A 22,092-nucleotide genomic window follows, 5' to 3' on the forward strand; every position below is an offset into this window, starting at 1 on the left:
GTATATGTGAGGATAAATAATGACTAATCAAAACGTGAAATTAAAAATGGATAAAAGCGAATATATCAGCAACTTTGACAAGCTAATTCTCAACCCATTGACTAGAAAGATATATGGTAAACAAGAGTTTTTCAATGTTGGTTACTGGTTCTCAGATACTGAAATTCAAGAGTTAGCCTGTTTTAACCTGATAGAAAAACTTTTGGAATTTATTCCTCAAAAGCAGGGTAATATTCTGGATATTGGCTGCGGTTTAGGCGCAACGACTAATTATCTACTCAAGCATTATCCATTCAATAACGTAATAGGCATAAATATTTCCCCGCAACAAATTGAAAGATGTACGGTTAACGCTCCTGAATGCAAATTCATTTGCATGGATGCTGTACAAATGAAATTTGAAGATGAATCATTTGATAACATAATTTGTGTGGAAGCAGCTTTTTACTTTGAGACTAGACAGAAGTTTATTAAAGAAGCTTGGCGTGTATTAAAGCCAGGCGGTCATCTCATTCTCTCTGATATCATTTTTGAAAATACACAACATTTTGGTGACTGGATTGTTCCGCTAGAAAATATTGTTAAACAAAAAAATCTTGAGGATTATAAAAGTATTTACCAGCAGGCAGGATTTCAAAAATTAGAAGTTTTAGAGGCTACAGAAGAGTGCTGGCTAAGACACTTCCGATATTTAAAATCTTGGATGGAACAGGAATTTAAAGCTGGAGAAGTAGATGAACAAACTTATCAGGTAAATGTAACTGCTATAGATGGTTTACTAAAATCTTCCGCTATAGATTATTTATTAGCTTCATCTCAAAAACCAACGAAATAATTTCCAATTTTAGATTGAGAAGTTAATTGAAAATAAATATCAAACAATGAAAACAATCTGTGTAGATGAACAAGAAATAACTAGACAAATAGTCAAAGATATTGAGCAAGATGAAATCGCCAAGGCTGTTAAAAAACTGCGCCAACAGGCGACAAACTCTAATGAACTTCTTCCAGCTTGGCTATCAAAAACAGCAGATGCTTTAGAAAATAATGACTGGGGCATCTTGTCCGAAGATTTTATCAATATGAATTTTATTGGTAAAAATGGGTATTTTCTGATTATCGGGCCTTATCAAATAAATCGACAATCTCAACCCAAACGGGCTTTAAGTGCAATTTACGGAAAAATACACGATAACCAAGAGCCATCTATTGAGCAATTAGAAAATCTCTGCCGTGAAAAATTTGGAAAACTTAGCCACTCAATTCCCATAAACCTTTCTTTTACTGAAATTGCTAGTTGTGGCAATGTCAGTGGTGAAAGTGGTGAAGCCTTTATTGTCCCGAATGGATGGTATTTTAGTAATATTGTTTGTGGCCCAGCATTAAACAATGCAAAAGAGCAACAGCAACGTTTTTTAGGTTCTAGCCGCGAATGTATCCTAAAAGTCTTTGAATATGAAACAGCCAATTTACTATTAGGCCCCTTAGAAGATGAACTCAATGGTGAACGCTATCGTCACATGGACACTCAAGTTCATGAAGCTGGTCATGCAAGTGGTTTGGGATTTGACTTCAAAATCAAGCACAACCTTTTTCAAAACTATACCTATGGTGGTGTAGAAGAATGGCGAGCTGATAGCTTAGGATTTGAGTTTGCAGCTTGCATTTTACCTGCTCAAGAAGCTGGAAAATTGGTAGCTGTCAATTTCTGTATTCGCTTTGGTTTGGATGCTCACCGTTTAGGAGGTATAGAAAAAGACACAGATGTATATGCTAGTTTGATCAGCTTGGAATATCTGTTTCAAAATGATGCTGTATATGTGACAAAAAATGGTCAACTAGCTTTACGTAATTTAACTTATCCGGGTTTGCTCGAAGCTGTAGAACTTCATCGAACACATGCGTTAAGTCTGACCCGCAGAGAGTTAACCTTGAAAAGTCCTACAGGTTTTTTCCCTCTATACAATGTCGATATTCATCCATCAACTCAATCAATTTTTCAGGGACTAGTTATGGAACGCTGTCAAGGAATTTGGACAAAGTTGCAGTAATAAACTCCTGCTGTTGTTCTCGTTGTTGCATAAATATTGCATTTACCAAAACATGACTGAACAATCTTTTGATAATCCTAATTCCCATTTTCAGGGAGGTTCAACACAAGCGGGACGTGCGTTAGAAAAAGAAGCCAATTTACCGCTTACAGGTTATCAACAGGAAGTTTCTAGAGGACTAGAGTTAGGATTGGAAGCCATAGAGAGTATACGCGATCGCTCGATTATTAACCTTCTCACACGGTGAACTTCCTCGGTGAAGGATTAGAAGTTTGGTTTAATTGGGTGCGTAAACAGACGAAAGTACCACTAAAAAGGAAAAAGAAGGTAATATAATCAATGTTTCAGTCGCTATCAGGCAAAAAGGTAGTAATTATTGGCGCAAGTTCAGCGATTGATCTAGCGATCGCCACTAAAACATCTCAACTAGGAGCATCGGTAGTCATATCAGGCCCCTCACAAGATAAATTAAATCAACTCAAGGATTTAATTTCTTTTGGGATTGAAGTAACCGCCGTTGACATTTTGGATGAAGCTTCTGTCAATGCTCTATTTGATAAAGTCGGTAAGTTTGATCATTTAGTTGTCACAGCTGTACCGGACAGAAATATGCAGCGATCGCTTTTAGCAGAGATGACGGCTCAAATTGCTCAAAGTGGGATGGAGAAATTCTGGGCAACATTTTATGCTGTTCGTGCGGCGGTCAAAAATATAGCATTTGATGGTTCGATTACTTTGACATCGAGTGTTACTATCTCCAAACCTTCAAAAATGGGTGGTATTTCAGTCATAGCAGCCGCCAATGCTGCTGTTGCTGTATTTGGACGCACGCTAGCCTTAGAACTCTCACCGATTCGAGTAAATGCGATCGCCCCTGGAATATTTGAGGATGCAAGCGTATTGACTTATCAAAGCGAGTCTGAACGTTCAGATTTGTCAAAGTGGGCTGAAGCATCTTTGCCTGTGCAGCATCTGGGACAACCAGAAGAACAGGCGCAAGCCGTGTTGAGTTTGATGACCAATCCATATATCACAGGGGTAACTTTGCCTGTGGATGGTGGTGTAACCCTTTTGTAATCAAAATACCAATTGGTTCTGATGCTTAAATTTAATTAATTTCTCAAATATGGCTACTCAAGTTATTCAAGCTCAACATACAAAAAATTTTATTACAACTTTTACTCAATTTTGGAAAGATGTAATAGTAATTGCAGGGCCTTACTGGTATCCAACAAAGCTAGGAGAAAGAGCTTTTTCAGATGTAATTCGTGCTTGGGGAATGCTGATTCTCCTGATATTATTAATCATCGGGCTTGTCGGTGGAACAGCTTATAATAGTTTCGTTAATCGCTATTTAGTCGATAGTCTTATTCAAGATAAAGATTATTCTAAGTTCATTAATACTTTAATAGTTAATATTGTTTTACTTGTCTGCGTAACACTTTTAGCAGGGTTTTCTAAATTCGTCAGAAAACAAATTGCTCTTGATTGGTACAAGTGGCTCAATAACAATATTTTAAATAAATATTTAAGTAATCGTGCTTATTATAAAATTAATTTTCAAGCTGATATTGATAACCCAGATCAGCGATTATCACAAGAAATTGAACCTGTTACTACTAATGCTCTAAATTTTTCAGCTACATTTTTCGAAAAAATTCTAGAAATAGTGACTTTCTTAATAATTGTTTGGACGATTTCTCAAAATATTGCGCTGATTCTGCTTTGTTATACAATCATAGGCAATTTAATTGCTGTTTATTTAAATCAAGAGTTATCTAAAATAAATCAAGAGGAACTCTCATTTAAAGCGGACTACAGTTATGCCCTGACACATGTACGAAATCACGCTGAATCAATAGCTTTTTTTCAAGGAGAAAACCAAGAACTAAATATACTTGGATGCCGATTTACTAATCTACTCAAAAATATTGAACGTAAGATCATTTGTGAGAGAAGTTTAGAAATCTTTAGTAGAGGATACCAATCTGTTATTCAAATATTCCCCTTTTTAGTACTTGCACCTTTATATATTAGAGATGAAATTGATTTTGGACAGCTTGGACAAGCAGCTTTAGCTTGTAATTTGTTTGCTTTTGCTTTAGGAGAATTAATCAATCAATTTGGCACTGCTGGACAATTTTCTAGTTATATTGAGCGTTTAGCTGAGTTTTCAGATGCTTTAGAACAAGTTACTAAACTGCCTGAAAAATTGATTTAAACCTAATAAGACTGAAGAGGAGCATTACGTTACCAGGAACATAGAAGTGTTACCCAAATACACGCTCACCTTGAATTAAAGGGTATATGTATAAGTAAACGAACGGTCACACACCTAATTGACAGATATGACGAGTTACTTTCTTTATGGCTAAAAGACCATAAAAGATTAAAAGCAATAGTGGCTAATCAAGGACGGGTGATATTAGCCATTGATGGGATGCAGCCAGAAATTGGACATGAGATATTATGGGTAATTCGAGATTGCTTATCAGGAGAAATAATACTTGCTAAAACCTTATTATCATCAAGAAATGAAGATTTAGTGGCGTTATTATTAGAAGTAGCTAATACTCTGGATGTACCAATTGATGGAGTTGTTAGTGATGGGCAACAATCAATTCGCAAAGCTGTTAGGTTAGCATTACCTAGAATTGCTCACGGTTTATGTCATTACCATTACCTGAAGGAAGCGATTAAACCCATATATGAGGCGGATCGACATGCAAAAAAGGAATTAAAGAAAAAAGTTAGAGGATTACGAGACATTGAACGTAGTGTTACTAATGAAACTCAGGAAATGGCAACTATTATCGAAGATTATTGCTCGGCAGTACGTAGTTCTATAACTAATGATGGTCATCCACCGTTAGAGGCATCAGGATTAAAGTTACAAGAAAATTTGACATTGATAGAGCAAAGCTTAGAACGGATGGAAAAAAAAGTGCTTTAACCCCACCCTTAGTCAACCTAAAACACCTGATAGCTAAGGGTTTATCTGCGACTGCATCTTTATTTTTACCTGTGAGTGTTGCATATCAGTGGGAAGATACAAGCTAGTGATATTCTCAATAATAAAATAGGTCTTAATGCTGCTGGTGTCAAACAAAGTTATCAGCAACTATTAACAGAAATGTCCTCTCAATTGCAGAAAGCTGGTACCCTGAAAACTGCAATCGATAACTTTATAAAAACCACTCATAGCTACTGGTCTGGACTTTTTCATTGTTACGAAATTGAAGATTTTCCCAGAACTAATAATGACTTAGAACACGCTTTTGGTATGCTACGTCATCATCAACGTCGTTGTACTGGTCGTAAGGTTGCCCCCTCATCCCTTGTTATTCGTGGTTCTGTCAAACTTGCCTGTGCAATCGCTACTAAACTTCATTCTTTTACCGCATCTGATTTAGCACAAGTTGATATTCATACTTGGCTCGAATTACGCTCTCAATTGCAAAAACACCACAAAGCAAGAATTGAACAATATCGATTTCGCAGAGACCCCAAGGCTTACTTGGCTAATTTAGAGAGTCGTCTTCTCTAGTAAGTTTTGCCACGCTAGAATTTTACAAATTGTCTTTGGTTTAAATGAAGGGGAACGCTATCAGCTAATTTTACCTCTACTTACTAGTTGGTTGGATATGACTGATTCTCCTTTGCGCTCCAGTATGCTATTTTTGCCGTTCTTACAACAAGATTGGGGAAAATGGACTCCTTGGGGACAGATGAAAAGTAGACAAAACTATATTCATCAGCTGCTTCTTGCAGAAATTGAAGAGAAAAGAATAAAGGAGAATCAGAGCCAGGGTGATGTTCTGAGCTTGATGATGGCAGCACGAGATGAAAATGGGCAAAAAATGACCGATGATGAATTAAAAGATGAATTGCTCACAATTTTATTTGCGGGACATGAAACTACTGCAACAACGCTAGCGTGGGCTTTCTATCAAATTCATCAAAATTCAGATGTCCTTTTGCAATTGCAGCAGGAACTCGACAGCTTGGGAGAAAATCCAAACCCGATGGAAATTGCCCAACTTCCTTATTTAACCGCAGTATGCCTTGAAACCCTGCGGATGTATCCAGTCCTTCCAGGGCTTTTCCCACGCATTACCAAATCATCCATAAATATTGCAGGATACCAGTTTCCTCCTGACACAACCTTAATGCCAAGTATCTACCTTTTGCATTATCGGGAAGACTTGTATCCTAATCCTCAACAATTTAATCCAGAACGTTTTTTAGGACGGCAATATTCCCCTTGGGAGTTCATTCCTTTTGGTGGTGGAAGTCGGCGATGTTTAGGATATGCCCTGGCTTTGTTAGAAATGAAGTTAGTCTTGGCAACCGTTTTATCTAATTACCAACTTGCATTATTAGAAAATAAACCTCTTAAACTGCAAAGACGTGGGTTTACCCTTGCTCCTGAAGGTGGAGTTCGGATGATGAGTAAAAAACGAATTACACAGATTGTAAGGGCATAAGAGCAATTCTAAAAATTTTGAAAGTCATTCTGGATAAGAGTTAGTTATTTTTGCTTGGGAGGAACTGACCTTTTAGCGATCGCTTTCTGTACCCAACTTTCTTACGCCATCCATTCAGTCCACTGCGGCGCATAAATTTTTTCTCCGACTTACTTCCCTGGATTTGAGATGCACTTGATATTAAACTAACCTCTTTGAAAACCTTTCACTGGTTGTTTTTGTCCTTTACCTTTGGGTTTAGATTTATTCACTTCTGTAAGTGCTTCTTGAAATAAATTATGTAGATGTAAAGGAACACTAGCAATTTCTGGTAATTCTGGCTCGATAGGTTTACCATACTCTTGCAAAATTCTGTCTAAATTATTGCTCAGGCTAAACTCAGCACGTTGCAAGAAATCTTGCAAGACTTTTTCTAATTGAGTGGGATATTTTTGTGCTAACCGATGCCATGTATAAGCATTAATATTTTTATCTTCTAAGTAGTGACGAATTAGTTTTACTGCACCTTCAATACTTTGCCAATCATCAGCTAATAATATAGTTATGAATTTAGTATATGTTGATAAAAACATTAATCCCCAACGTGGGTGAGAAATGGCTGTGACTTGTTCTGCTCTTATGAGTTCAGCAGGTAAACCTACTTTAGGTGCAACCATTTTTTGCTTGCTGTTTTTGCCATCAAAGATTTGAAAAACAGCGTTAGTATCAATCCCAAATTCTTTAGCAGCGACGATAATTTCTTCTGCACTAATACCAGCTTTTGCTACTATTTCATTCAAAGATTTGGAACTATCAAGTCCGGCGGTTTTGAGATATTTATCGGTGATAATCTCTCGAAATTCAGTTATCTTTTTATTAAGTTGATATCCTGGTAATGTCACTTCATCAGTTCCAAAAAACTCAACAAACTGCTGATGATATTGCTCTACTGACTGCCATGCTTGTTCTAGCAAGTCTGGAGCATCGCTGTAAAGATGACTTTTATAATTATCTTTAAAATTTCCAATGGCGACGGCGAGTTTTGGCTTACCGAGTTTACCCATAAATGTGTGAGAGCCAGAAAATATCCACTGATTATCAGTAAGAGGAAAAATGCGTGTTAGTAAAATATCTCCTGGCTTGAAACGAGATGTGGCTGGTTGTTTTTCAGGGCTGTTAGACTTGACAATGTAATTTTTAGCTGTCAGAACTATGTAACGTTTAGCTGTCAGCCAGTTCATGAGTTCTAAGCCATCAGGTAAAATCTGGGTGATAGTAAATAAACCAATAAAACTACGATGCCAGCTATTCAGGAGATTGCGATCGTTCTCTGACAAATCTGTATGACTGGCGATAAATAATTCTATAGGTGAGCGTTCGCCAATTTTCCCTTCTGTAATAAACCTATCAATGATTACTTGTTGTTGGGTGCGATCGCCATTACCGCTAGGCATCTGTGCAACTGCATAAATGTCGAGTGCTTGTGCTAGTTCGCCGTCAGCATCTAGGACAAAATCAACCAAGGCTTGTTTGAGTGTGTGCGATCTTTCTACTATGGCATCCACAAGCGAATCTTTCTATTCAACAATAGTAGCCTATAGCGTTTTTGAGGATTATCGCATCTAGCAATAGCTAGATTTTTTTAGTCATAGCGTTTTCTATTCTTGTCAACTCAGGCGATCGCACTAACGGACTAGACTGAACTGTTCCGGTGTTTGGGTGCATTGCGATTGTTATCTTGCTGAACGCGCACGTTCAATCAGATGTCGCTCCAAGAATCTATATGCTCTTGTACGCATCTGCTCAGAAAAGCTATGCTTTCCAGGGTATATTTGCCGCTCTAATTCGCCTGTCAGGAATGCCGATTTTGCATATTCAAAAATATCCTCAATATTCTGACTCCATTTATCATCGTCAGTACCCAGAATGAGTAAGTGGCATGGCTCGACTAGCCGCACAACATCTGCAATATCACCCCATCCTAAAAAGCCAGGAACGACATAATCAAACTGGATTCCAATATCTTGTGCCATCATTGTCTTGAGTGTTGTGGAGCCGCAACTACTCACGGATGCCTTAATTCTTCGATCAAATGCTGGTGCAAACAATGCAGTTCTACCCCCATAGGAATGACCAATAAAGCCTATTCTTGTTGCATCTACTTCTGGCAGATTCTGAAGCAGATCAATTCCTGCACTGATATCAAACAACACTTTACCCAGAAGAGTTTGCCCTCGCATTAATCGGGTATGCAGTTGGTGAGCGTGATATCGAACTGGATCGGCAGCATCTGCTCTTTCTTCAAAGCAAATTGCATCGGGAGCTAACGTGATATAGCCTCGTTCCGCTAGTTCTCTGGCGTAAACTTGGTCAGGTAAACCTGCAAGCCCGACAACTTCGCTTTTACCCAGCGACCAGTTTCCTGCGTGTTGATGAAAACAATAAATGGCAGGAAGTAATGCACTGATGTTTTTAGGAATACAGAGAAATGCAGAAATTGTTTCTCCTACTTCAGATGAATAGCCAATCTTTTGACGAATGAACGTTCCACAGTCTAATTCCTGAAGCACTTTTAGGTTCAATTCACTTTTTGTAGGCATTTCACCTAGCAAGAAAAAAAAATTGGTGCTATCCATCGCAATCTTGAATTTAACATCACTCTGAATGCTAACAGATCACCTCTGAACCACTGTCACAACCTGAGATACAAGCAAGATAACTATTTATTATACGGAAACTTTCCATGCCATACCCATCTGTTCTTTTATGACCACTAGCCATCCTCAGTTGGTAGCCAATTTTCTCATAGTTATGGATAAATCACGAATTAAGACCTGCGATGAATGTAGTAGCTTGTATACCTTAGAAACTTCAAAGATGAGTTCCTTGTGTCCACAATGCTCTCATGTACTATATGGTTACGAATTATGCACACATGAATTCATCAATGGCAGATGTGTAAAATGTTATTGGGATGGTTCAGTATCAGATTATTTGCAAAGACTGTTACATAATAATGACCCAGGTTCCGTTCCATAGAGTGTGGTAGCATTTGGTGGGGTTACATTGCTGGCTAGTGCAATATTTGGTAGGAGGCAAGTAAGGTATTCATGCAGGGGTTGGCAGAGTTTACAGTTTAAGCACAAGCCTTAAAAAATATACCAGCCGTCAAAACAATTCAAAATTCACGCATGATCAATTTTATTATTAAGATTCACTTTTTGAACAAGAATGATACAAGTCTGGGTGGTTTATTTTGGTCTTGCTCATGCCACCACTCGTTGAAATCCTCAAGCTGGAAACCAAAATTTTTAGCTGCATGAAAAAAATCTGATAAATGATGTATAAATGCTGGGATTTTAATCACTTCTTGATTCCTTTGAAAATTAGCTTGTGTGCCTCGATACTGTCTGAATGGATGAAGTTCACAAATGAAAAAGTACCCTCCCGGAACGAGTACACGAGAGGCTTCTGAAAAAATTTTTGACAAATCTTTGATGTGTTCTAAAACGAGATTACAGGTGATCAAATCAATAGACTCGTTGCTGCAAATCCATTGATTTGTAATGTCTGCGGTAATGAACGTCACGTTGACTGAATTTACTTTCTCTTTCGCCTTCTCGATCATGGCTGCTGAAAAATCAACTGCATAGACTGTTTGGGCAATTTGTGACAAAAGCAAAGTATTTTTGCCTGTGCCACAGCCAATTTCAACGATTGATTTACATCTCAAACGCATTAAGGTTTCTTTCGTAACGATTTGATCTAGATCGCGGGTGAGATTTTGATCAGCATCATAGGTGGTTGACCAATTATCGTATGCGGCTTGAACACTCATATTGGCTCAGAAATGGCTACATTTTGGTGAGTAGAGTTATCCGACATTTACTTATTATCTAAAATATTCCTATTAAGCTTACGATCTCACGTGTAACTGCGATGGATAAGCTTGGTACTTCAGCCCATCCGACGGCGCTTGAGCGCAAACGTTTTATTTCTGTTTGCAGGTTGCGGTAAGTTCTACATTGTAGAAAGTCCCTGGTTTGGGATTAATTGAACGCAACTGCTGGATAAAAGTATTAAATGTTGTATTGCTTATGCCGAAGCCAGCTTCAGCGCAAGCAGATAAACCTCCTTCGATGGGAATAGATCCGACCCTGGGACTATATACAATGAATTTATCGACGGTGCTAGTGCCGACTGCAAATCCGATAACCTGGCGAACTGTTTGCAAAGCAGCATTATCTAGGGAACCACCAATACTGCCAATACTGATATTAACTGCACGACTATTAACCGTAGGACTTTCAGCCACAACGGGCGTACTGATCGACAATACTGCCCCGACAATCATCAAACAGGTGAACTTCAACATTATCCTCTCCTCCAAAAAATTGAAAAACTAATAATTAGGTTTCGACATGGATCAAGTAGATCAGAATGCTAGCCATTTGGAGATTACTTCCGCATTACGTCTTTCCTTTTCTGAAGAATGTTAATTTCTTAAAAATTCTTTATCAAATCGCCTTTGCAGACCCTGGCTGTCTAATTGGTGAGGATGTTTGAAAAGCTCAAGATAGTTACAGTTCGCCATTCTGAGCGTCACAAAGTAAAAGGAAGAATCCTAATTTTTCGTTGCTCTGGCTTGGCTACGTTACTTTTGATACAAAACATACTTTTCAAACGCCCTCAAAGAGAGTAGAGAATTTCATGCAATACTGAATAGCAATAATGACGTTAGATATTGCTTCTATTAAGGCTGACCAAGAAAGTCTCCTTTGCCAAGTTCTACACCGCAGTGCCTAAGAATGTCATACGCTGTTGTGACATGGAAATAAAGATTTGGTAAAACAAAATATAGGAGAAATGGCATTCCTTGAAAAGAGAGAGTGTTGTCACGCATCTGTAGGGTAATTTCTCTCTCTTCTGAACCGTCAATTTGCTCAGTTTTCAAAGTATTTAAATGAGAGATAGTTTTTTTAAGACGGTCAATAAGTTGAGGAAAAGTAGTTTCATTGTCCTCGAATTTAGGTGGTTCTATTCCTGCTAACCGTGCGGCACCTCTATTTACTATATCAGAGGCAATTTGCACTTGTTTTGATAATGGGAACATATCTGGGGAGAGACGACTATTAATCAACACAGAAGGATCTATTTTTTTAATTTCAGCATAAGCAGCACCTTTTTCAAGAATATTTGCAAGGTTATTCAGTGCGCGAATAGACACGGGTATTAAAGCTTGGTACATTGAAATGTTCATTGAGATTTCTCCAGAAAAAGTTCAGACGGCTTTGAGCCGCCCCATCTAATATTAGGGGGTATTGACTGTGATATTGTGTCAAAGAATATGGAATCTAATTTAGTCACAGATCCAAAGATACTAAATGTTTTGAACGAACTTATACAACGGGAACCGATTTTTCATCGTCCAGAGTTGGGGACGACACGTGCCGACTTTGAGCAGATGACGGAAAGTACATTTTGGGAAGTGGGTGCTTCGGGTCGGCGTTATAGTCGGCAGTATGTGTTGGATGAGGTGGAGAAGCGTTATGCCAGCCCAGAGGAAGACACATGGCAGACTTGCGACTTTCATTGCCTTGAGATTGCCGCCGAAAACTATCTTGTAACCTATACCCTAATTCAGGGTACTCGCATTACCCGACGCTCAACGATCTTGCGACAGACACCGCAGGGTTGGAAGATTGTGTATCACCAAGGAACCGTGGTAGAAAATGACGTTGGTGTGCGACTAGAATTTTGGTGAGGCTCAAAGACAGCCCCCATAGTTAATAATCCCTGGATGCTGGATAAGAGTTAGTTCTTTTTACTGGGAAGGAACTGACCTTTTAGCGATCGCTTTCTGTGCCCAACTTTCTCTCCGTCCACTGCGGCGCATCGACAAGCAGTTGAGCAAACTTTTTGGGGTAAGCAATCCTCAAACTCCAGCATCACGCCGCGACACTCACCACTCTTGCCCAAAGTATTGTCCATCTTCTTCAACAGCGATGGCGCTGTTTCGCCTACGGCTGCCGATCGCCAGCCGCAAGCAGAGGCTAAAAATGCTTTTAAAAACCTCTTAGTAAAAAACTTTAGAACTTAAATTTTTACTTGGGTTGCCACAATGGAGTTATATCATGGTTTTCAGAAGCAGATACGGCATTTCTAACCTACTCGGTACGGTTTACACCCCTTCATTTTTTGTAAAGCTATCGTAACATTTGTTTATATAAAACAATATTTGCTTACACAAGCAAACTCAAATAAAAGCTATGAACCAACCCATCGAATTATCTTTAGAACAAGAATTTAGCCTTAGAACTTTTTCAGATCAAGTGCAGCAGATGTCCCGTGAACAAGCTCAAGAATTTTTGCAGATGCTGTATAAGCAGATGATGATAAGGGAAACGACTTATCAAGAATTGCTCAAACATCAGTGGGAAGTTGGTTCAGGTTCAATCTTGGGTTAAAACAAACCTTGCTCCCCTCAACTGTAGAAAGAGCCAACACTGTCCAGTCCAAAGTGCATTTTCAGCTTCAGTCCCTCCCAACCTTGAATAGCAGCACTTTCCACCTGAGTGAGTGTTTGGGGAATGTCAAAGGATATTGATGTCAATTACTTGTGTGGTCATCTCTTTTGTGCTAGTGAATCACTAATGACCATAAAAATTGCAAATCCCTCAGAGCGCCATGCTTTGAAGGATTTTTGGGTATAGAGTATTGGGTGTTAGGGATTGGGTTGCTAGTTTAAATTATTTGCTTTTTCAACTGCTTCCTTTAACTCTTCAAAGGTAATACTACCGTCTTTGTCAGAATCATAATTTACTAGCAATTCCTGGGGACTAGTGCTATTTGTTTCTGATGAGATGATTGCACTTAAGCCAGGACTTAAAAAAAGATCATTAATGGAGATTTTGCCGTCTTGATCGCTATCTAAGGTATTAAAAAGAGATTGAAGCTCTTGCTCGGTTGTCATAAGTTTCTATTTGAGTCAATGTTTCACTTTAATATTTCAAAATTAAACAAACTTATATCCACAGACATAGAAATAGGTATGATTGGGGCTGAGATTAGCGAAATGGATGAACAGTGTCTTGTTCTGGCTTAACGAGTGCAGGAGTTATAAATGTCTAGTTCAGCAAACTAAGAGAACTCCACAAAAAAGATGATCCAATTCACCAAATCAAAAACTTATAGACACTCTCCCGTTTCTCCCTTGATTCCAATCGCCCAACATACGGCTTAAATTTGAGGCGTGATTAAAATGGGTTGTAAATACAGATAAAATATTATTAATCACTTCCAATTAATTCTTAATAAGCCAATTGAATGACTCGATTTGTACATGACGAATTTGCCAAAGATTACCTTGAAGAACTGTTAAAACCTTATGGGGAAGTAAAGTCATCATCAAAAATATCAGGAGAGATCAAAGAAATTGATGTATTATTTACTCCTTCAGTACAGCAGAACTCTAATTTAGAATTGTTAGGGTTACTTGGAAGATTTACAGAGTTTCCAGCAATATTAGAGCCATTTCGCAATGCCGCTTCTGATGATGAAATTTGTGATTGTATTCAAAAATTACTAGAAGTAAAAGCTCTCCTGCGACGAGACGCTAAAGCGAATAAAATCAAACTCCAAGAGTCAGATATTCCGAAACTATGGGTTCTAACTCCAACTGCATCCCCAGCATTACTATCAAGCTTTAATGTTAATCAGAAATCGGGGTGGTTGCCAGGAGTATACTTTTTAGGTGATGCGCTACGGACAGCAGTTGTAGCCATACATAAACTACCACAAACACCGGAAACCTTGTGGTTGAGAATTCTTGGCAGGGGGAGTGTACAGTCACAGGCAATTGTGGAATTATCGGCGTTACCATTGAATCATCCATACAAGCAAGCGACGCTAGAGTTAGTTTATAACTTGCGCGAGAATTTGAGAATCAATCAAAATTTAGAATCAGATGATCGGGAGTTGATTATGAGATTAGAACCACTTTATCAGCAAGACCGTGAAAGAGCAAAACTTGAAGGAAAAGAAGAAGGGAAACAAGAAGGAAAAGAAGAAGGGAAACAAGAAGGACAACAGGATTTAATTATACGTCAACTAAATCGTCGTTTTGGTGAAGAAATTGATGCATCGTTGATTGAGCGAATTCGAGGATTATCTATAGAGCAATTGCAGGGGTTAGGAGAGACATTATTAGATTTTTCTGTAGTGGCAGATTTAGAAGCTTGGTTAAACCAGCAAGCTGGATAATAACATGACTTAACAATTCTCTGTTACCTAAACTACCATCAGCCAATCGCACACCACAGATTTACAGCCCGTAGCAAAGTTAACGTTAACAGCCACTTGCCACTGCCCGACGTGTCCATTCCAAAACGGCTCCCCATCAGCAACGCCAATAGCCTCGCCAACTGTGCAGACTAACTCACTGTAGAAGGAGCCAACGCAATCCATGCCTTGCCGTATTTTCAGCTTCAGCCCCTTCCACCCAAGAGTTGCAGGACTTTTCACTTCATTTAATGTTTGGGTCAGAGGATATTACAGGACTGTTCACCTAGACTCAACACTCAAATGATGCTTGAGGAATTAACAGTCAACTGGTCTATATCGAATAGGAAATCACGCCATCCATTCAGTCCACTGTGGAGCATCTGTCACCAATTGAGCAAATTTGTCAGGGTCAAGATCCTCAAACTCCAGCATCACACCCAACCGCTCATCAATCGTTAGCGTACTGAGCAATTCTTTAACTGATTCTACACCGTACACAAAGCGCTCAATCGCCAGTCGAGCATAATATTTAACCCGCTCCCACCAATAATCACTGAGTTTTACCTCTGTGTCCATACCCCCCCGATTATTACTTCCATCTTCATTAAGGGGGGGTGTGGACGGAGCATTAATCCCATATTGAGACTGCATTCTAGCTTTATGTGCCGCATTTCGTTCTTGTTCATCTTGGCGTTTCCTTTCCCTCTCTTCCCGTTGCCGTTGACGATACTCCAATACCTTCTGGATAAACTCGACATTCTCAGTATTCAGCCGATAATACCTAACCCTCTGTCCGTCCTCCATTGGTCTTCGTGACTCAGTAGACAAACCGAGTTGCCAAAGGTACTGCCCCAAAATCCACATCGGAGACTCCGATAGCGGAATGGTTAAGTTGAGTATCCCTTTAACGTGAGAGGCGTTGTGTTTAGAGAAGTCAGCCAAAGCCTGAATCATTGCCTCATCGCCTTTAATCTCAACCCCAGCCATCAGATCCATCAGCACCGCTCTCAATCCCAAGCGATGACGCATAAGCCACGCGGTAGAATGGTTGGTCCAGTCAGTGCAAATGGCTAATCGCTCCCGTTCCGATTTATCGCGTTCGGCAACAATAGCTGGCGGTGGAACAAACTCCCGCCCCTGTTCATCAGTGACCATTTCAAGGGGTGCGGCCAATATCGCTTCAAGTGCGACAATCTTTTTAATTAAGCGTCCCCCGTCATCTTGCTCAACCAGTTCCGGGGTTACGCTCATCCCATAAGTGTCCTGAATACGGAACTTCTCACACTCCAAAACTTCTTCGGGTTTCAGGTAATCCTGATGCTGCCTACTTGTGTAAGTCCTTCTATCAATATCTTTGGCATTCGCCACCTTGCGATAATGTTCTTCATCGATGGCAATACCAGCCGCCTTCATCCACCGAGATGTCCCCTCGTCACCACCGTTGCCCAAAGGAATAATCGTATTGCCCATTTCCTCTAAGAGCGATAACTTCGTTAAGCTTTCCTGCGGAACGCTGCGCGAACGCTAACGCAGATCAGAGCGAAGATTATTGATCGACCAATTGCGCTGTGCTTCAATTTGGCAAGAGGCATCCAATGCCCAGTCCTTCTCTGCACCACGTCTGCCTGTCTCTCTGTCAATGCGGATGAGAAAGGCAGTCATTTCATTTTTCTGGAGAATTTTCTCCTTGATGCGACGGGCATTCAACATTTCTACGTCTTGCGAAGCACTGCCGCCACTATTTAGCGTCGGGTCGAACAACATATCCAGTAAAACAAATATATATTACAAATGTAGTGCTAAAAGCTACTAAATCTGGAAATTAGAAAAGTGAGCAAGAAATGAGCAAGTTTTGGTCTGGAAAGTGAGTAGTAAGAGCAAATAAGCTGTGAAGCACTTCGGTAATAGCCCCAGTCTTTTTTGAAATCCAAATCAACTTGCTATTTTCACACCAACAGTAGAGGCTAAACACCTCAAGAAGGGCAACTATGAGAATAAATGCTCGGAGTATCACCTCTTTTATAGCAACTGAAGGCAGGTTACTCATAGAGAAAGCAGTCCAAAATATGGTATTTCTTTCCATCAAGCGATCGCTATATTGGACTAAAGCTACTCGTTTTTTTCGTCCCATAGTGGCATTTGTCGCTATTTTGCTCGTAGTCCTAATCTATGCAACCCCTAAAGCTTTGGCTTCAGACCACCAAGACACAACTTTTCTAGCCACTAAGCTGACTGCTGCGGATCTCACAGATTTGTTTGTGTTTGAGAGTCCCACAGACTCCAAAAATGTTGTCTTAGTAATGGATTTCGACCCTCTGATCGTTTCTGGTGAAAAAAGACCATTCGATCCAAATGTTCTTTATCAGTTCAAGATTGATAACACTGGCGACAGTATTGAAGATGTCGTACTCCAATTCAATATAAATGGTAAAGGCTCACACCAAACTGTCACAGTGCGGGGCCCATGTCGTCCAACCACAGTAGGAACAGAGTCAGCTTTACTCCCAGTGAGTTGGACAGGGCAACTCAACCAAACATTCGCCGCATATAACGGCATGAAGTTCTTTGTTGGGACACGCAAAGACCCGTTCTTTTTCGATTTGGAACAGTTCTTTAAAATCATCCCGGATCGGAACTATAGCCTTCAGCCTAATCCCAGTCCTTCCTTCCAAGTTCTTTCCTTTAGACCACCTGGACAAGCAAAAGACACCCTAGCCCCATTCAATGTCCACTCAATTATTGTCGAGCTACCCAGGAAACTGCTTGGTAAAGGCAAGATTGGTGCTTGGATGACAACTAGTGTTAAAACTCCTAGACTCAGAAATGGGCATTTTGCTCAGATTGAGCGGTTAGCAGTTCCAGCCCTGAATGAACTTTTTATGGACTTTAAAGCTCATAATAATAGTAATCTTCAGACACCAACTAAAGACGCTAGCAATCAATCCCAATTCATTCAAGCCTTTGTGAAAGCGATCGGTAGACCTCAAGGTATAGCCGATGCAGTGATCTCAGTAGCGATTCCTGATGTTATCCAAGCTGACCTTTCTAAACCTAGCGGTAGTTATTTTGGGACTCAGTTAGGCAAAAATTTTGGTGGTAGAAGACCAAAAGATGACGTAATTGATGTAACTGCATCTGTTGTCTTTGGTAATGCAGTTACAGGCATTTCTACTGGTATTATTCCGGGGCTGACTAGCGATAATGTTGGGCCTAATAATGCCAACTTTCTTCCTACCTTCCCTTATTTAGGCAATCCTTTGTAAGGTTTATGTATCTACGAATACTATGGGTGTTAGTGCTGACTAGCCTACTGGTTTTACTAAGACCCTGTGATACAGAAGCGCTAAGTTTAGGCTACACCAATAGTAATTTAGGCGCATATTCCTCTGCTGTGCAACTGCTGACTGTTAATTCCAGGGAGATATTACCAGGAAAACAGTCAGATTTAGTCTTCCCCGATTATTTACAGCGATCGCATATTATCAGCGTCTATGAGGAGAAAGTTGCCCAATCTCCCGATTCCTCAATATTTTTACGTCTGTTAGCCGATCAATATTTGAGGCGCTTTCGAGAAATTGCAGATATAGACGATGTGTTACGAGCAGAACAAGCGGCACGTAGATCCCTGGCACTACAGCCGCGCCATAATCAGGTTTCTTCCATGCTCCTAGCATCAGCTTTACTATCTCAACATCAGTTTCGAGAAGCTTTAAATGTGTTAAATAATTCATCTCTTGATAATCCCAATATTGTCTCGCTCTTGGCATCGATTCAGATGGAGTTGGGTGATTATGAAGCAACTCATCAACTATTGCAGAACCTTGCACAGGAAGAATCGAACTCTGGTCATAACGCGGTTTTAGCTCGTTACTTAGAGTTAACTGGCAATCTAGCCTCTGCACGGCAACTGCTAGATGAGGCTATGCAGGAGATGGATTCTTTTTATACAACAAGTGCCGAAACTCGTGCTTGGTTTCATGTGCGGACTGGGGATCTGGCTTTTGCAGTCGGCGATTTTGCCCTCTCTGAGCAGCGATATCGGGAAGCTTTTGACCTCTTTCCACGGCATATAGCTGCATTTACAGGACTAGCCCGCCTCTATGCGGCACAGCATCGCTGGCAGGATGTTCTAAATATCGCCAACCAGGGTATAGAACTGATGCCATTGGTAGAAACGCTGGGGTATAAGGCTGATGCTCAAGTAGCTCTGGGAGATCGGGAAGGCGCAGCTGAAACTGAAGATTTAATTGGGGTAGTCGCTTACTTGAGCAAGGTTAAAGGAATCTACGATCGCGCAATGGCTGTCTACTACACTGAACATGGAATCCACTTACCAGAGGCACTACAAATTGCCCGTAGTGAAGTAGCAGTGCGAGACGATGTATATGCAGAGGATACTTTAGCTTGGGCAGCTGCGGCTAATGGGCAATGGCAAGAAGCGCAAAAGGCAGCACAACGGGCAACTCGCTTTGGGACAGAAGATGCTTTGCTGCAATTTCATGCTGGCATGATTGCGTTTCACTTAGGTAATCGTGAGGAAGCAATAAAGCGATTAACTCAAGCTGTTAGCCTCAATCCTCAATTTCATCACAAGTATGCTGATGAAGCTCGTCAAGTCTTGGCTAACTTAGTACCCTCTGTTTCTTTTCCCACTCCTAACGCTATAGGGAGTTCTTTATGAAAAAGCTGCTACATTACTTCGCTTGGAATACTGCAATTATCGCAATATGTTTATTTTGGATGCCAAAAGCGGATGCCCATCCTTTAGATAATTTTACCATCAATCACTACGCAGGAGTGCAGGTAGCAACCGATGGGGTGGGGATTGATTATGTTCTAGACATGGCAGAGATTCCGGCTTTTCAGGAAATTAATCACTTAGATACTAATCGCGATCGCAAAGCTGAACCTATAGAGACGGTTCAATACCCTAACCAAAAATGCCAGGAAGTCAACTCACATCTGGGACTGTTGATCGATAAACAGCCTTTACCACTGTCTTTGATCGAATCAACAGTGGAATTTCCTCCAGGTGTCGGAGGATTATCTACACTGCGGCTGAGTTGTAACTTTCAGGGAACAAGGGAGTTAGTTGGCGCGAATCAGTTAATCGAGTTTGAAGATCAGTTTTATCCACAGCGCTTGGGCTGGCGTGAGATGACTGTGGCTGCAAATGGCGTGACCATTCAAGGTGATTTCACCTCTTTGAGTATCACCAACCGCTTGAGAGATTACCCCACTGAATTACTCAGCAGTCCTCTCGACCAGCGTCGGATTTCTTTTAAACTCAATCCGTCTCTGACATCGAGCGAACAAGCGCCTCCACCGGAAGTTAAATCATCAAGCCGTTTAGATAATGCTTTGACAGGAAGAAGCAACGATATCTTCACTAGCCTAATTACCCAGGAAAATCATAATTTCCTGACTATCTTAATAGCTCTAGCGATCGCCTTTTTATGGGGTGGTTTACACGCCCTGTCCCCTGGTCATGGGAAAACGATAGTCGGTGCTTATCTAGTGGGTTCCCGTAGTAATGCCAAACACGCTCTATTCCTGGGGTTGACTGTGACGGTTACTCATACAGCTAGCATATTTCTTTTAGGGCTGGTAACACTTGGCACGTCTCAGTTTGTGCTGACTGAACAATTATACCCTTGGCTAAGTGTAATCTCTGGTCTGCTAGTAATTGGAATTGGTTTAAATTTGTTCATCAGTCGATTACAAGGTCATTCACACGACCATGAGCATGAAAACCATCAACACAGCCACGACCACCATCATCACCATCATCACCACGAGCATTCGCATCTACCGTCTCACGGTGATGTAAGTTCCATGAAGTGGTCTAGCCTACTAGCGCTGGGAATATCGGGCGGCTTGTTACCTTGTCCTTCAGCCTTAGTAGTGTTGCTGAGTGCGATCGCAATGGGACGAGTTGGCTTTGGACTAGCGCTAGTGTCTGCCTTTAGCTTAGGTCTAGCAGCAGTACTAACTGGAATCGGCTTAATGCTAGTCTACGCCAAAAATCGGTTTGAGCATTTGCCACTCCAGATCCCCAGGATCAAGATGTTACCCGTAGCAAGTGCCTTATGTATTACCCTAATTGGCTTAGGTATTACTTCACAGGCTTTGCTTGCTCATCCCTGGAACTAGATGAAAGTGCAATCATACAAAGCACTCAGTTTTGTAAAAATAACCTAGAACAACTATATGTCACAAGCAATTAAAGAATCCATCGTCTCAGAAAACAATCTATCTCATCGCTCTACCAAGTTTTCCAAAATAGCCAAGCTTAAGAGTTTGAGTGAGTGTTCATTTAATTTTTGGCAAAAATCGCTCTTACGTTCAATCCCTATTGCCTCTGCTGCGATGCCTGGGTTGGGCGTAGCCATAGCTCTATCTGTAAGTTTTATTTTGCCATCTCAGGCATCCACCATATCATATTCTGGTGATACAACAAACGCACCAACTTTTAACCGTCCGCAAACGGAAGGGTTTGAAGGTGGTACTAACCCACCCACATCACTTTCTAGTAATGGCACCGCCGTCCCTTATTACAGCCAGCCTTTCTTTGTTGATACTACAGGCTCATATAATGTTGTAGGTTCTCAAGCTTTCCTGGGCATCCAGTTCTTGTACCAAAACAGCTTCAACCCAATTACCCCATTAGTTAATTTACTCAGTGGGAATGATCCTTTTCCAGATGAAGGCACATCTGGTTTTAGTGGCTTGAGCTTAACTGCCAATAATCAATATTTTTTAGTCACTACTGGATTTGACAATAGCAATAACAGTTTTGGTACTTTTACCAATACCATCACAGGCCCTGGCAATATTACACTTGTCCCCGAACCTTCTTCAATGGCCAGCACAGTAGTCTTTGGGATTATTGGTAGCACATTGATACTAAAGCACAAACTAAAAAAGCTAAAATCTGTCAATTAACCTCCGAAGGAATCACCCAAATTTATTACTTATACCAATTCTCTGTAAACTTGCACTTAATAACTAATTTATTTTTTTGCGTATTTTAGAGTTTGTTGAATAAATATTAAGTGCATATTGATGGATAATTGGTATTAACTTAACGGACAATCATCTGTTAATGGCTGAATCTAAAATTCCAAAACTAGTCATAACTAAAGATAGTCGTAGTTTATCTGAATTCATTGCTAGTTGTATATGATGAGTTTGTCATAAAATCTTATTTTGAGGAAAATATGAAACGATTTATCTTCATTTCTTTAATAACTGCTTTGTGCATAATCGGCTACTTTGAAATTAACTTGTCA

At 40.2% G+C, this 22,092-nt stretch carries 22 protein-coding genes and 3 pseudogenes; 15 read left to right on the forward strand and 10 right to left on the reverse strand.

Going from position 1 to position 22,092, the window contains the following annotated elements:
* Positions 1-19: 19 nt before the first annotated feature.
* The 8 genes and pseudogenes from FD723_RS05365 to FD723_RS05400 all read left to right on the forward strand — a co-directional run.
* A complete protein-coding gene (locus FD723_RS05365) occupies positions 20-835 on the forward strand; it encodes a class I SAM-dependent methyltransferase (protein WP_256875074.1) in 816 nt (271 codons plus the stop codon).
* Positions 836-881: 46 nt separating this feature from the next.
* Positions 882-2,051, forward strand: a complete 1,170-nt coding sequence (locus FD723_RS05370) for a DUF6014 family protein (protein WP_179064398.1) — start codon at positions 882-884, stop codon at positions 2,049-2,051.
* A gap of 52 nt (positions 2,052-2,103) precedes the next feature.
* Positions 2,104-2,305: pseudogene (locus FD723_RS05375) on the forward strand (agmatinase); the annotation flags it as partial.
* 85 nt (positions 2,306-2,390) lie between these two features.
* Entirely contained in the window at positions 2,391-3,128 is a 738-nt protein-coding gene (locus tag FD723_RS05380) for an SDR family oxidoreductase (protein WP_179064399.1), read from the forward strand.
* A 49-nt stretch (positions 3,129-3,177) separates the two neighbouring features.
* Positions 3,178-4,266: pseudogene (locus FD723_RS05385) on the forward strand (ABC transporter transmembrane domain-containing protein); the annotation flags it as partial.
* Between the two features lie 186 nt (positions 4,267-4,452).
* Positions 4,453-5,004: a hypothetical protein gene (locus tag FD723_RS05390; protein ID WP_179064401.1), complete on the forward strand. Its 552-nt coding sequence runs from the start codon at positions 4,453-4,455 to the stop codon at positions 5,002-5,004.
* Positions 5,005-5,079: 75 nt separating this feature from the next.
* Positions 5,080-5,598 carry a hypothetical protein gene (locus FD723_RS05395; RefSeq protein ID WP_179064402.1) on the forward strand — a complete coding sequence of 173 codons (519 nt, stop codon included), beginning with the start codon at positions 5,080-5,082 and terminating at the stop codon, positions 5,596-5,598.
* Positions 5,599-5,617: 19 nt separating this feature from the next.
* A pseudogene (locus FD723_RS05400) lies at positions 5,618-6,538 on the forward strand (cytochrome P450); the annotation flags it as partial.
* A gap of 185 nt (positions 6,539-6,723) precedes the next feature.
* On the opposite strand, the gene FD723_RS05405 reads toward FD723_RS05400, so the two are convergent.
* The 5 genes from FD723_RS05405 to FD723_RS05425 form a co-directional block, all read right to left on the reverse strand.
* A complete protein-coding gene (locus tag FD723_RS05405) occupies positions 6,724-8,082 on the reverse strand; it encodes a hypothetical protein (protein WP_179064403.1) in 1,359 nt (452 codons plus the stop codon).
* 168 nt (positions 8,083-8,250) lie between these two features.
* Positions 8,251-9,153 (reverse strand): alpha/beta hydrolase, encoded by a 903-nt coding sequence (locus tag FD723_RS05410; protein ID WP_179064404.1) that lies wholly within the window; start codon positions 9,151-9,153, stop codon positions 8,251-8,253.
* A gap of 578 nt (positions 9,154-9,731) precedes the next feature.
* Positions 9,732-10,355, reverse strand: coding sequence for a class I SAM-dependent methyltransferase (locus FD723_RS05415; protein WP_179064405.1), 624 nt, complete (start codon positions 10,353-10,355; stop codon positions 9,732-9,734).
* Positions 10,356-10,508: 153 nt separating this feature from the next.
* The gene (locus FD723_RS05420; RefSeq protein WP_179064406.1) at positions 10,509-10,892 is read right to left on the reverse strand and encodes a hypothetical protein; all 384 of its coding nucleotides are present in this window, start codon (positions 10,890-10,892) and stop codon (positions 10,509-10,511) included.
* A gap of 378 nt (positions 10,893-11,270) precedes the next feature.
* Positions 11,271-11,777: a DUF1993 family protein gene (locus FD723_RS05425; protein WP_179064407.1), complete on the reverse strand. Its 507-nt coding sequence runs from the start codon at positions 11,775-11,777 to the stop codon at positions 11,271-11,273.
* A gap of 87 nt (positions 11,778-11,864) precedes the next feature.
* On the opposite strand from FD723_RS05425, the gene FD723_RS05430 reads away from it, so the two are divergent.
* Positions 11,865-12,281, forward strand: a complete 417-nt coding sequence (locus FD723_RS05430; RefSeq protein WP_179064408.1) for a DUF4440 domain-containing protein — start codon at positions 11,865-11,867, stop codon at positions 12,279-12,281.
* Between the two features lie 50 nt (positions 12,282-12,331).
* Here FD723_RS05430 and FD723_RS05435 read toward each other — a convergent pair whose 3' ends face one another.
* Complete coding sequence (locus FD723_RS05435) at positions 12,332-12,508, reverse strand: hypothetical protein (RefSeq protein WP_179064409.1); 177 nt, start codon at positions 12,506-12,508, stop codon at positions 12,332-12,334.
* A 278-nt stretch (positions 12,509-12,786) separates the two neighbouring features.
* Between FD723_RS05435 and FD723_RS05440 the strand changes: the two genes are divergently transcribed.
* Positions 12,787-12,984, forward strand: coding sequence for an NblA/ycf18 family protein (locus FD723_RS05440; RefSeq protein ID WP_163939743.1), 198 nt, complete (start codon positions 12,787-12,789; stop codon positions 12,982-12,984).
* Positions 12,985-13,256: 272 nt separating this feature from the next.
* Here the strand turns inward: FD723_RS05440 and FD723_RS05445 are convergent, their stop codons facing one another.
* Complete coding sequence (locus FD723_RS05445) at positions 13,257-13,490, reverse strand: EF-hand domain-containing protein (RefSeq protein ID WP_152591366.1); 234 nt, start codon at positions 13,488-13,490, stop codon at positions 13,257-13,259.
* A 353-nt stretch (positions 13,491-13,843) separates the two neighbouring features.
* Between FD723_RS05445 and FD723_RS05450 the strand changes: the two genes are divergently transcribed.
* Positions 13,844-14,779: a DUF4351 domain-containing protein gene (locus tag FD723_RS05450; protein ID WP_179064410.1), complete on the forward strand. Its 936-nt coding sequence runs from the start codon at positions 13,844-13,846 to the stop codon at positions 14,777-14,779.
* Positions 14,780-14,806: 27 nt separating this feature from the next.
* On the opposite strand, the gene FD723_RS05455 is transcribed toward FD723_RS05450, so the two are convergent.
* The 3 genes from FD723_RS05455 to FD723_RS05465 form a co-directional block, all read right to left on the reverse strand.
* A complete protein-coding gene (locus tag FD723_RS05455) occupies positions 14,807-15,040 on the reverse strand; it encodes a hypothetical protein (RefSeq protein WP_179064411.1) in 234 nt (77 codons plus the stop codon).
* 108 nt (positions 15,041-15,148) lie between these two features.
* Entirely contained in the window at positions 15,149-16,270 is a 1,122-nt protein-coding gene (locus FD723_RS42505; RefSeq protein WP_256875075.1) for a hypothetical protein, read from the reverse strand.
* A gap of 54 nt (positions 16,271-16,324) precedes the next feature.
* Positions 16,325-16,564 (reverse strand): hypothetical protein, encoded by a 240-nt coding sequence (locus tag FD723_RS05465; RefSeq protein WP_179064412.1) that lies wholly within the window; start codon positions 16,562-16,564, stop codon positions 16,325-16,327.
* 224 nt (positions 16,565-16,788) lie between these two features.
* On the opposite strand from FD723_RS05465, the gene FD723_RS05470 reads away from it, so the two are divergent.
* From FD723_RS05470 to FD723_RS05485, 4 genes are read left to right on the forward strand one after another with little or no spacing between them, the layout of a single operon-like run.
* On the forward strand, positions 16,789-18,063 hold the full coding sequence (locus FD723_RS05470; RefSeq protein WP_179064413.1) for a DUF4331 domain-containing protein: 1,275 nt from the start codon (positions 16,789-16,791) through the stop codon (positions 18,061-18,063).
* A 5-nt stretch (positions 18,064-18,068) separates the two neighbouring features.
* Positions 18,069-19,481, forward strand: a complete 1,413-nt coding sequence (locus FD723_RS05475) for a lipopolysaccharide assembly protein LapB (protein ID WP_179064414.1) — start codon at positions 18,069-18,071, stop codon at positions 19,479-19,481.
* Positions 19,478-20,953, forward strand: coding sequence for a nickel/cobalt transporter (locus tag FD723_RS05480; RefSeq protein WP_179064415.1), 1,476 nt, complete (start codon positions 19,478-19,480; stop codon positions 20,951-20,953). The genes FD723_RS05475 and FD723_RS05480 overlap by 4 nt, the downstream gene beginning before the upstream one ends.
* 57 nt (positions 20,954-21,010) lie before the next feature.
* On the forward strand, positions 21,011-21,745 hold the full coding sequence (locus FD723_RS05485) for a hypothetical protein (RefSeq protein ID WP_179064416.1): 735 nt from the start codon (positions 21,011-21,013) through the stop codon (positions 21,743-21,745).
* Positions 21,746-22,092: the final 347 nt, after the last annotated feature.

The organism is Nostoc sp. C052, assembly GCF_013393905.1.
In the GTDB taxonomy this organism is placed as follows: Bacteria; Cyanobacteriota; Cyanobacteriia; order Cyanobacteriales; family Nostocaceae; genus Nostoc.

Excerpts from the sequence above, each read along its gene's own strand:
- FD723_RS05365 (WP_256875074.1), top strand. The coding sequence starts at position 20 with ATGACTAATCAAAACGTGAAATTAAAAATGGATAAAAGCGAATATATC.
- FD723_RS05370 (WP_179064398.1), top strand. The coding sequence starts at position 882 with ATGAAAACAATCTGTGTAGATGAACAAGAAATAACTAGACAAATAGTC.
- FD723_RS05380 (WP_179064399.1), top strand. The coding sequence starts at position 2,391 with ATGTTTCAGTCGCTATCAGGCAAAAAGGTAGTAATTATTGGCGCAAGT.
- FD723_RS05410 (WP_179064404.1), bottom strand. The coding sequence starts at position 9,153 with ATGGATAGCACCAATTTTTTTTTCTTGCTAGGTGAAATGCCTACAAAA.
- FD723_RS05415 (WP_179064405.1), bottom strand. The coding sequence starts at position 10,355 with ATGAGTGTTCAAGCCGCATACGATAATTGGTCAACCACCTATGATGCT.
- FD723_RS05420 (WP_179064406.1), bottom strand. The coding sequence starts at position 10,892 with ATGTTGAAGTTCACCTGTTTGATGATTGTCGGGGCAGTATTGTCGATC.
- FD723_RS05425 (WP_179064407.1), bottom strand. The coding sequence starts at position 11,777 with ATGAACATTTCAATGTACCAAGCTTTAATACCCGTGTCTATTCGCGCA.
- FD723_RS05430 (WP_179064408.1), top strand. The coding sequence starts at position 11,865 with ATGGAATCTAATTTAGTCACAGATCCAAAGATACTAAATGTTTTGAAC.
- FD723_RS05435 (WP_179064409.1), bottom strand. The coding sequence starts at position 12,508 with ATGGACAATACTTTGGGCAAGAGTGGTGAGTGTCGCGGCGTGATGCTG.
- FD723_RS05440 (WP_163939743.1), top strand. The coding sequence starts at position 12,787 with ATGAACCAACCCATCGAATTATCTTTAGAACAAGAATTTAGCCTTAGA.
- FD723_RS05445 (WP_152591366.1), bottom strand. The coding sequence starts at position 13,490 with ATGACAACCGAGCAAGAGCTTCAATCTCTTTTTAATACCTTAGATAGC.
- FD723_RS05450 (WP_179064410.1), top strand. The coding sequence starts at position 13,844 with ATGACTCGATTTGTACATGACGAATTTGCCAAAGATTACCTTGAAGAA.
- FD723_RS42505 (WP_256875075.1), bottom strand. The coding sequence starts at position 16,270 with ATGGGCAATACGATTATTCCTTTGGGCAACGGTGGTGACGAGGGGACA.
- FD723_RS05465 (WP_179064412.1), bottom strand. The coding sequence starts at position 16,564 with ATGTTGTTCGACCCGACGCTAAATAGTGGCGGCAGTGCTTCGCAAGAC.
- FD723_RS05470 (WP_179064413.1), top strand. The coding sequence starts at position 16,789 with ATGAGAATAAATGCTCGGAGTATCACCTCTTTTATAGCAACTGAAGGC.
- FD723_RS05475 (WP_179064414.1), top strand. The coding sequence starts at position 18,069 with ATGTATCTACGAATACTATGGGTGTTAGTGCTGACTAGCCTACTGGTT.
- FD723_RS05480 (WP_179064415.1), top strand. The coding sequence starts at position 19,478 with ATGAAAAAGCTGCTACATTACTTCGCTTGGAATACTGCAATTATCGCA.
- FD723_RS05485 (WP_179064416.1), top strand. The coding sequence starts at position 21,011 with ATGTCACAAGCAATTAAAGAATCCATCGTCTCAGAAAACAATCTATCT.